We start from the raw sequence: 9,874 nt of genomic DNA on the forward strand, positions 1-9,874 counted from the left end.
GCGCACGCGGACGGCCAGCTCCTTGCTGCGGGTCTCGCCGGCGTCGTTGGTGAGGACGGCGACGTACCGGTACGTGCCGGGCTCCCGGCCCGTGAGCACGGTGGCGGCGGACTGCGCCTCTCCCCCGGTCCCCGGGACGAGCTCCTGCCGGTCCACCTCGACGCCGTCCTCGTACAGGACGTAGCCGGTGGCCTGCGTGCCCCACCACTTGTCCATCGCGACGACGAAGTCCCCGTCCCCGTCGCCGTTGTCGTGCGACAGCGTGGGCGTGCCCGGGTTCGCGTCGGTCACCCGCACCGTGTGGGGGCCGGCGCACGGCGTCGTCCCCGCCGCGTTGACGAGCTCGCAGGTGTACTCGTACGCGCCGTTCTTCTTCCCGGCGACGGGGACGGCGATCCGCTGGGCGTCCGTGCCGCCGTACGTGAGCTTCTCGGTGTGGATCAGCGCGCCGTCCTCGTACAGCCGCAGGCTGGTGGCGTTCTCGCCCCACCACAGGTCGACGAGCACGCGGTAGTCGCCGTCGCGCAGGCCGGTGTCCCAGCCGTTGTCGTCGCTGATCCGGGCGGTGCCCGGCGCCCCGGCGGGCACCAGCACCTCGAGCGCGCCGACGACGCCGTTCACCTCGACCTCGACGGTCGCGCGGCCGGGCGCGACAGCGGTCGCCTCGTGCGTCGCCGGGTCGAGGGCGAGCACGGCGCCGGACGGCGCGTCGTCGGGCGAGCCGACGAACACCTTGTCCCCGCCCCAACGGGAGGACACCGGCCACGCGACCGGCACCTGGCGGGTGTCGTCCTGTGCGATCAGCGCGCTGACCTGGCCGGACGTGCCCTCGGCGAGCTCCTCCGGCCCGCTCACGGTGACGCTCTCGGCGCGCGCCTCGACCTCCCAGGAGAACCAGCCGCCGTCGCCGGTGCCCTGCGCCGCCGGGTCGACGCCGATCATCGACCAGCCGGTGAACCCGCCGTCGTCGGGCGTGCTGGCCGGGCTCTTGCCCGAGTTGCCGTTGACGACGTACGGGATCCCGTCCGCGGTGGCCGCGTGGAAGACGCCCACGTGCGACCCGACGGAGGCGAGCTGCTTGCCCGACGTCTCGCGGAAGTCCTCGAACCAGCCGCGCAGCGTCTCCGCCTCGACCCGGTCGACGAGCTGGCTCGCCTTCGTAGGCAGCGGGTCGTCGAGCGGGTGGTGGAAGAAGGTCACGACGCCCGTCACGGCGTCGTCCGCGGCCGCGTCGTCGAGCGCGTCGCGCAGGGCGCGGAGCTGGGCGAAGTCGCTGCCCAGGCGACCGCTGGACGAGTCCAGCATGACGAGGCGCGTGGTGCCGCCGTCGCCGCGCGGGTCGGGCACGTCGACGACGTGCGTCCGCTCGCCGAACTCGTCCTCGAAGTTCTCGATGGAACCGCCCATCACCTCGTGGTTGCCCGGCAGGTAGTACCAGGGGAAGTCGGCGTCGGCGAGGCCCTCGTCGAGCACCTCGCGGGCCAGGTCGAAGTCGGCGGGCGACGCCTCGTCCACCAGGTCGCCGTTGATGACGAGCAGGTCCGGGTCGGCCGCGACGATCTCCGCCAGGGCCTGCTTCGCGCCCTGCACCGCCCCCGACCCCGGGTCCCGGGCGACGAACTGCGCGTCCGACAGCACCGCGACGCGCAGCGGCGCGGCGTCCGTCGCGCCGTCGGCCACGACCGCCGGGTCCTCGACCCGCTCCGCCACCGGCGCCTCGACGTCCGGCGGCACCTGCGCGCGCAGGTCCGAGACGACGACCTCGCCCGTGTACTGCTCTGCGGCCCGCGTCTCGAGGAGGCGCAGGCGCTGCAGCGTGAGCGGGAACGCGACGCCCTCGGGCACGGCGACCTGCACCTGGCGCCAGCCCTCCCACGACACGGTCGGGCCGTCGAGGTTGGTCACGACCCCGTCGCCCTGGCGCACCTGGAGCCGCAGCCACGCGCCGTTCCCGTCGCCGTGCACCCACGCCGTGAGGGTGCGCGGCTGCCCGGGCACCACGATCCCGCCCGCCGGCGCGACGGCGTACTGGCCGCGGGTCGCGGTGGACTGCGTGAAGTCGTAGGTCAGCCTCAGGCCCGCCGAGCCCTCGTGACCCTCGCCGGGGGCGACCGAGCCGCCGGGAGCCCGGTCGTGCGCCGCGGTCCAGCGGTCGGCATCCGCCAGGTCCGCCACGACCACGTCCTCCAGCGAGACCGCCACGGCGACCTCGACCTGCTCGTCCCCCACCGCGAGCGTGAAGGTCGCGGCGCCCGAGCCCCGCAGCGCCCGCACCGTGAACGACCCGTCGGCCGCCGGCTCCAGCACGGCGACGCCGTCGCCGCCCGTGACCTCGACGTCGCGCGCCTCGACCGGCGCCGCGTACCCGTCGGCGTCGTGCCCGACGACGGTGAGGGACGCCGTCGCGTCCGCGTCCGGGAGCGTCACGACCGGCTCGGGCACGGTGAGGCGCTCGAGGCCCCCGAGCACCGTGAGCTCCGCGGGGCCCGTCGCCACGCCGTCCGCCGCGGGGGTCGCGGCGCGGACGGTCGCGGTGCCGGCCGCGACGCCGGTGACGACCCCCGCGCCGTCGTCGGCGCGGGCGACGGTCGCGACCGCCGCGTCGGTGGTCGTCCAGTCGTCGGGACGGGTGTCGACGGGGGCGCGGGACTCGTCGTACCCCGCCGCGGTCAGGGTGCGGTGCAGGCCGGGGAAGACGCGCAGCGCGTCGCCGGCCGGGGCGTCGCCCGTGGGCACGGCCGCGCGCACGTCGAAGGCGTGCACCTCGCCCGAGCCCTCGGGGGTGAACAGCCCGAGGCCGTTCGCGTCCAGGCGCTCGCCGCCGTCCGACGGGCTGTTCAGCACGCTGGTCCCCGCGTCCCCGGGCAGCCGCGCGACCATCGTCGTCGAGCCGCCGCCGTCGAGGTTGATCGCGTCGTCCGCGCCGAGCTGACCGAGGAACCGGCCCAGCTCGGGCAGGGAGGCACCGATGCTCTGCGCCTGCCGCCCGTCGACGACCACGAGGTACGCCGTCCTGCCGTCCTCGCTGAGGCCCACCGCCGTGCGGGGGTGCCGGAGCGTCGCGAAGTCGCTGGTGGACGACGTGACCTCGCCGTCCTCGAGCAGCCAGTCGTCGGGGTCTCCGCCGATGGCGGTGCGGAGCTCGCCGAGGTCGTCGCGCAGGCCGTAGGCGAGCGTCACCGCGTCGCCGGGCGCGAGGGCCGCCAGCGCGTCGGCCGCGGCCCCGGGCCGGGCGACGACGGCGCGGACGTCGGCCGGCAGGCGGCCGGAGCCCGGAGCGCCCACGGAGACGACGGTCCCGGCCGCGCCCTCGTCGCTCCCGGGTGCGGTGCGGACCTGCACCTCGACGCCCTGCTCCCCCGCGCCGAGCGGGCGGGTGCGCGCCGCGTCGCCCCAGGCGGCGTCGAAGACGGCGACGCCGCCCGCCGGCACGGCGGTGACGTTGAGCCCAGCGACGGGCAGCTCGCGCGCGTCGTCTCCCGTCCCGAGGGTGACCGTGCCCTCCAGGAACAGCTCGGCGAGCCGCGCGACGCCCGACGAGTCGACCGTCAGAGCCTTCTCGCGGCCGGGGGCGGCGGACTTGAGCAGCCTGCCGTCGTCCACGGCCGCGCCGAGCGCGGCACCGGAGTTGTTGATGTCGAAGAAGTCGCCGTTGATCGCGGCGACGGCGCCCCGGTCGGCGGCCATCGCGCTCACGGTCGCGTTGCCGGCGACCGCGTCGGGGCCGAGGTAGCCGAGGCGCGGCCCGCCGTCCCGGCCGAGGTGCGCGACGAGCACCTCGCCGCTCAGCCAGCCCTCCGCGGAGACGCGCGCGAACTCCGTGAGCTCCAGGCCCGGGGCGATCAGCCGCTCCGCGCGCTCGGTGACGATCGCCGCACCCGCGTCGTCCAGCGGCAGGTCGGCGACGTCGTCGGAGACGGTGCCCGCCGCGGCGGGCGAGACGGCGGCGGTCGCGACCGGCAGGTCGGGATCGGGCGTCGCGGCCGCGGCGGCGCCCGCGGGCACCGCCATCGCCAGGCCGAGCAGGAGACCGACCCCGAGGGGCACGGTACGTCGGGCAGGGGGCAGTGCTCGGCTCTGTGCTCGGCTCATGGGGGGGATCCTCCGCTGGTCGGGCCGGGACGTGCGCCGTCGCAGCGTCCCGCGACCAGGTTGCCACCAACTTTCACGATGTCAACCGCCAGGGAAACTCTTCTACCTAGTGCGGCCGCCCGGGCGGTCCTTCAGGCGCACACCGCCGTCCCGGACGCGCAGATCGCCCGTGGACGGCCGGGCACCCGTGGTGTCCTGGTCAGCCGGCATCGAGAAGACGGTCCCGGAGCAGACCGCGTCCCGATCCGCGGAGCGCGCATGCCCAGGAGGTGCCTGTGGACCCCCGCCGCACGCCGGCCGACCCGCCCGAGACCCCGTCGCCCCTCGCACCAGCGCAGGAGCGGTCCGCCCTGGAGCACGCTCTCGACATCCCGTCCGCGCCGCTCACCGGCTCGTATCGTTGCCTGCTCCCGGAGGAGACCTGGTGGTGGTCGGAGGGCACGTTCCTCGTCCACGGCTTCGAGCCGGGCGAGGTGGTGCCGTCCACCGCTCTCGTCCTGGCTCACAAGCATCCCGACGACCGCGAGCGCGTGCAGCGGCTGCTCGCCGCGGCCCGGCGCACCGGGGCCCCCTTCGCCAGCGTGCACCGCATCGTGGACGTGCGCGGGTACGAGCGCACCGTGGTGCTCACCGGCGAGGTCCAGCCCACCGAGGACGATCCCTCGACGACCGTGCTGCACGGCTTCGTGACGGACGTGACGGCCACGATCCGCGAGGCTGCGTCCCGCATGGCCTCCCAGCAGGTGGCCGCGTCGGCGCAGAGCCGGTCAGCGATCGACCAGGCCAAGGGGGCGCTGATGGTGCTCTACGGCCTCACGGCAGACGACGCCTTCGCCGTGTTGCGCGGCGCCTCCAACACGCACAACGTCAAGGTGCGGGACCTCGCGACGGCGGTACTGGCCGCCGCGAGCACGCACGGGACGGCCGCCCGTCCCTTCGTCGAGCGTCTGCTGCGCCCCGCCGCTCTCGAGACCGGACGGCCCACCACCGCGGTCTGACGTCCGGAGCTCACCGGTGCAGGGTCTGCGACGGCAGCTCGTCGTGCGCTCGCCGGTAGGCCGCGGCGAAGTGGCCGAGGTGCAGGAACCCCCACCGCCGAGCCACGGCCGCGACGGTGGCGACCCCCGGGTCACCGTCCAGGAGCTCGCGGCGCGCGCCGTCCAGCCGGGCCCGGCGCAGCGCCTCCCCCGGGGTCGCGTCCAGCGAGCGGCGGAACGCCGCCTGCAGGCCGCGGGTGGAGACGTGCACCGCGGCGGCGACGTCGTCGACCGTGATCGCCTCGTGGGCGTGCTCGTCGATGAACTCCGACGCCCGCCGGACCACCGGTGGCAGGACGCGCTCGGCGGCCCGCCCCTCGTCGTCGAGGGCCACGTTGGGGAACGCGTGCAGCAGCGAGAGGGCGACGTGGTGCGCCAGCGAGCTCTGCAGCACCGGCGACGACAGCGCGTCGGCGTCGCGGGTCAACGACTGCGCGGCGTACCGCGTGGTCGCCTTCCAGGCACGCGCCTCCGCCGGCCCTCGCGGGGAGCCGGACCGGAACAGGTGGCTCGGCAGGTTGCGCCCGGTCAGCCGCGCGGCCGTCGCGCGCACGTACCCCCGGTCCAGGGTGAGGCCGCTGGTCCTGGCCGTGTCCCACGTGGCCGTGGCCTGATCCGGGGCGTCGAGCAGCACCGGTCCCGGACCGAAGGACTGTCCCGCGTGCTGCAGCTCGATGTCGCCCCGCAGCTGCAGCACGACGATCGGCTCGGGCTCGTCCAGCGCCGAGCGGCCCGGCATGGGCAGCGTGTGGTCGGTCCAGGCCAGGCGCCCGATCGCGGCGGAGCGGATGGAGAACTCGAACGCCTGCTTCGGGGCGCGCAGGTGCACCCGAGGAAAGATGGTCGCGAGCGCCTGCTCGGCTTCCTGGGCATCGGTGGTACGCAGCTCGAAGCCCGCGACCGGTGTCGTCATCTGCCTACGGTCGCGATTCCGTCGCTCCCGCGCAACAGGCGAGGTGACGGGGCCGGGCCGGGCCGCCGCCGCGTTCGGCGGGCGTCCCCCGTCGTTCTCCGCCACTGTGGGAGGAGCCGCCCCGGGACCCGCACCCGCCACAGGAGACAGCCATGGACCACCGCATGGACCACCGTCGTTCCAGCGCCCGCCCCGCCCGTCGCACCCGCGCGCTCGCCGCGCTGGGCGCCGTCGCGCTCACCGCGACGACCGCCGTCGTCGGCGCCACCGCCGCGACGTCCGCGAGCGCCGCCCCGCGCGACGACGTCAAGGTGCCGACCGCCGTCGGGTACGGCGGCGCGATCAGCACGGTGGACCCGGAGGCGAGCCGCGTCGGCCTGGAGGTGCTGCGCAAGGGCGGCAACGCGGTCGACGCGGCGGTGGCGGCGGCCGCGGCGCTGGGGGTGACCGAGCCGTACAGCGCCGGCGTCGGGGGCGGCGGGTACTTCGTGTACTACGACGCCGACAGCGGCGAGGTGCAGACGATCGACGGTCGGGAGACGGCGCCGTCGGAGATGCCGAACGACGCGTTCGTCGACCCGGCGACCGGCAAGCCTTACCCGTTCGCCCCGGACCTGGTGACCAGCGGCGTCTCGGTCGGCACGCCGGGCACGCCCGCGACCTGGCAGACGGCGCTCGACGAGTGGGGCACCTACTCCCTGAAGAAGGCGCTGAAGCCGGCGACGCAGCTGGCGCGGCGCGGGTTCGTCGTCGACCAGACGTTCCACGACCAGACGAAGAGCAACGCCGAGCGCTTCGCGGCGTTCCCCGCGACGGCGGAGCTGTACCTGCCGGGCGGCCGGCCGCCCGCCGTCGGCAGCGTGTTCCGCAACCGCGACCTGGCGGACACCTACGACCTGCTGGCGAAGCGCGGCACGGACGCGTTCTACGGCGGCGAGCTCGCGGCCGAGATGGTGGACGTCGTGCAGCACCCGCAGACCTCGCCGGACACCGACCTGCCCGTGCCGCCCGGCTACCTCGGCCTCGACGACCTGGCCGGGTACGAGGCGCTGCTGCAGGACCCGACCGTGTCCGACTACCGCGACTACGACGTCTACGGCATGGCGCCGTCCTCCAGCGGCGGGTCCACGGTGGGCGAGGCGCTGAACATCCTCGAGACGTTCGACCTGGCCGGCATGGACGACGCCGCCTACCTGCACCACTACCTCGAGGCGAGCGCCCTGGCCTTCGCCGACCGCGGCGCCTACGTGGGCGACCCGGCGTTCGTCGACGTCCCGCTCGACACCCTGTTGTCGGACGACTTCGCCGCCGAGCGCGCGTGCCTGCTCGACCCGGAGGCCGCGGCGACCAAGCCCGTCGCGCCCGGCGACGTGGACGCCGACGACGCGGCGTGCGGGGAGACGATCGCCCCCGCGGACTCCGACACGGAGAACGTCTCGACGACCAACCTCACCGTGGTCGACGGGGACGGCAACGTCGTCGAGTACACCCTGACGATCGAGCAGACCGGCGGCTCCGGGATGCTCGTGCCGGGCCGCGGCTTCCTGCTGAACAACGAGCTCACCGACTTCTCCACCGTGTGGGCGGCGGACGACCCGAACCGCATCGAGCCCGGTAAGCGGCCGCGGTCGTCGATGGCACCGACGATCGTGCTGCGCGACGGCGAGCCGGTCCTGGCCCTCGGCTCGCCCGGCGGCTCCACGATCATCACGACCGTGCTGCAGACGCTCACCAACCACCTCGACCGTGGCATGCCGATCGGCGAGGCGCTCGCCGCCCCGCGCGCGGCGCAGCGCAACACGGCGTCCGTCACCGCCGAGCCGGAGTTCATCGAGGCCTACGGCCCGGCGCTCGAGGAGTACGGGCACACGCTCGTGCCGTCGGGCGACGCGTTCACCTCCGCCGCCGAGATCGGGGCCGCCACCGCCGTGCAGCTCGGCGACGACGGCCTGCTCACGGCCGTCTCCGAGCCGCGCCGCCGCGGCGGCGGCGCGGCCATGGTGGTGCAGCCTGCCGACGGCTGACCCGGCGCCGGAGGCGGCGCGGGCCTCAGTCCTCGGGAAGGACCACGTTCGTCATGTTGATCCCGGTGCCGCGCACGAGTTTCCCGTCGGCGTCGCGCACCTCCGCCACGATGAGCAGGGGAATCAGCGGCACCTCGGACGTCCGCAGGTTGACGGCGACGTAGCCGGACCGCCCCGGCTCGACGAGCAGGGTCCGCTCGCCGTAGGCGCTGGAGATCTGGACGTGCGCGGGGTCGACGTCGTCGTTGTGCACCCGCACGGTGAGGTAGTTGCTGCCGCCCATGAGCCGGATCTGCGCCTCCGGCCGCACCCAGACACCGCCGTTGATCGCGTCGCCGCCGACCCCGACGAAGTCGCGCACCGGGGTGACATCGGCGGCCGACGCGACAGCGACGACGTCCTCGGCAGAGGCGGAGGCCGGGACGGTGGTCACCCCCGCCAGGGCGGCCGCGACCCCCACGATCGCGAACGCGCGGGACCTGCGGGACAGGGCTCTCGTGGGCATGCAGGATCTCCTTCGACCAAGACGGGTGGGCCACGTGTCTCGTGGCCGGCCACGAACCTACAGGCCCTGGTCCCGGCGCGGTGGGCGAGCCTGCCGAGTCGGTGGCGGCGGCACGCTGACGGGCCGGACACTCCCCGGCGTCAGCCGCCGACGAGCTTGCGCAGCAGCGCCTCCAGCTGCTCGCGCTCCCCGCGCGAGAGGGGACCCAGCAGGCCGTCCTCGAGCTCGAGGTGGGCGGGGTACGCCTCGTCGATGAGCCGGCGCCCCTCGGGCGTCAGCGTGACCACCCGCCCGCGCCCGTCGCCGGCCCGCGACTGCCGGGCCACGAGGCCGGCCGCCTCCAGCCGGTCGACCCGCTTGGACGTCGCACCGGCCGTCACCATGGTGTGCTCCGCGAGCTCCCCCGGGTTGAGCGCGAACGGGTCGCCCGCGCGCCGCAGCGCGCACAGGACGTCGAACTCGCCCTCCCCGATCCCGAACCGGCGGTAGTTCGCGACGAGCGCGGCGGTGAAGTCGTCGGAGATCCGGCGCATCCGCCCGATCACCGCCATCGGGCTCGGGTCGAGGTCGGGGCGTTCTCTCCGCCACTGCTCGACGAACGTCGCGACGCGATCGACCTCAGCCATGGGCCCAGTCTACTTTCCACGGAAAGTAGACTGGTTTCCATGGAAAGTATGTCGTGGACGCGCCGGACCTGGCTCCGCGTCCGCTGGCCCTTGGTCGCGGCGGTCGGGCCGGTCGCGTTCGGGTCGAACTACGTCGTGACCCACCACCTCCTCCCGGGGGGCACGCCCCTGTGGGGATCGGCGATCCGCGCGCTGCCGGCAGGTGTCGTCCTGCTGCTGGTCGCGCGCCGGCTGCCCCGCGGTTCCTGGTGGTGGCGCTCGGTCGTGCTCGGTACCCTCAACATGGGGATCTTCTTCTGCCTCGTGTACGTCGCGGCCCAGCTGTTGCCGTCCAGCGTCGCCGCCTCGCTCATGTCGCTCAGCCCGCTGGCGATCGCCGGCGCGGCGTGGCTCCTGCTCCACGAGCGCCCCACGCCGCGCGTCGTCGTCGCGGCCGCCGTGGGCGGTGCGGGCGTCCTGCTGATCGTGGGCACCGCGACCGGCGCGCTCGACGGCTGGGGCATCGCGGCGTCCGTCGCCTCGATGGTGCTCTCGTCCGTCGGGGCCGTCCTCACCAAGCGATGGCAGGACGGGACGCCGGTGCTCACGGTCACGGCGTGGCAGCTCGTCGTCGGCGGGCTCGAGCTGCTCGTCGCCGCGGCGCTCGTCGAGGGCGCGCCTCCCTCCCTGACCCTCAC

7 protein-coding genes are annotated in these 9,874 nt (G+C 75.1%); 3 read left to right on the forward strand and 4 right to left on the reverse strand.

The features are described 5' to 3' along the window. A partial coding sequence (locus ACFWEK_RS14155; protein ID WP_430554462.1) for a phosphodiester glycosidase family protein occupies positions 1-4,092 on the reverse strand: 4,092 nt, incomplete at its 3' end. A 275-nt stretch (positions 4,093-4,367) separates the two neighbouring features. Between ACFWEK_RS14155 and ACFWEK_RS14160 the strand changes: the two genes are divergently transcribed. Beyond that, positions 4,368-5,090 carry a PAS and ANTAR domain-containing protein gene (locus tag ACFWEK_RS14160; RefSeq protein WP_430554463.1) on the forward strand — a complete coding sequence of 241 codons (723 nt, stop codon included), beginning with the start codon at positions 4,368-4,370 and terminating at the stop codon, positions 5,088-5,090. Positions 5,091-5,100: 10 nt separating this feature from the next. On the opposite strand, the gene ACFWEK_RS14165 is transcribed toward ACFWEK_RS14160, so the two are convergent. Next, entirely contained in the window at positions 5,101-6,042 is a 942-nt protein-coding gene (locus ACFWEK_RS14165) for a helix-turn-helix transcriptional regulator (protein ID WP_430554464.1), read from the reverse strand. 152 nt (positions 6,043-6,194) lie between these two features. On the opposite strand from ACFWEK_RS14165, the gene ggt reads away from it, so the two are divergent. Beyond that, complete coding sequence (gene ggt / locus ACFWEK_RS14170; RefSeq protein WP_430554465.1) at positions 6,195-8,066, forward strand: gamma-glutamyltransferase; 1,872 nt, start codon at positions 6,195-6,197, stop codon at positions 8,064-8,066. Between the two features lie 25 nt (positions 8,067-8,091). On the opposite strand, the gene ACFWEK_RS14175 is transcribed toward ggt, so the two are convergent. After that, the gene (locus ACFWEK_RS14175; protein ID WP_430544907.1) at positions 8,092-8,571 is read right to left on the reverse strand and encodes a hypothetical protein; all 480 of its coding nucleotides are present in this window, start codon (positions 8,569-8,571) and stop codon (positions 8,092-8,094) included. Positions 8,572-8,711: 140 nt separating this feature from the next. After that, a complete protein-coding gene (locus ACFWEK_RS14180) occupies positions 8,712-9,197 on the reverse strand; it encodes a MarR family winged helix-turn-helix transcriptional regulator (protein WP_430544906.1) in 486 nt (161 codons plus the stop codon). A 39-nt stretch (positions 9,198-9,236) separates the two neighbouring features. Here ACFWEK_RS14180 and ACFWEK_RS14185 point away from each other — a divergent pair. Continuing rightward, a partial coding sequence (locus tag ACFWEK_RS14185; protein ID WP_430554466.1) for a DMT family transporter occupies positions 9,237-9,874 on the forward strand: 638 nt, incomplete at its 3' end.

Source organism: Isoptericola sp. NPDC060257, from assembly GCF_042726645.1.
Classification (GTDB): domain Bacteria; phylum Actinomycetota; class Actinomycetes; order Actinomycetales; family Cellulomonadaceae; genus Isoptericola; species Isoptericola nanjingensis.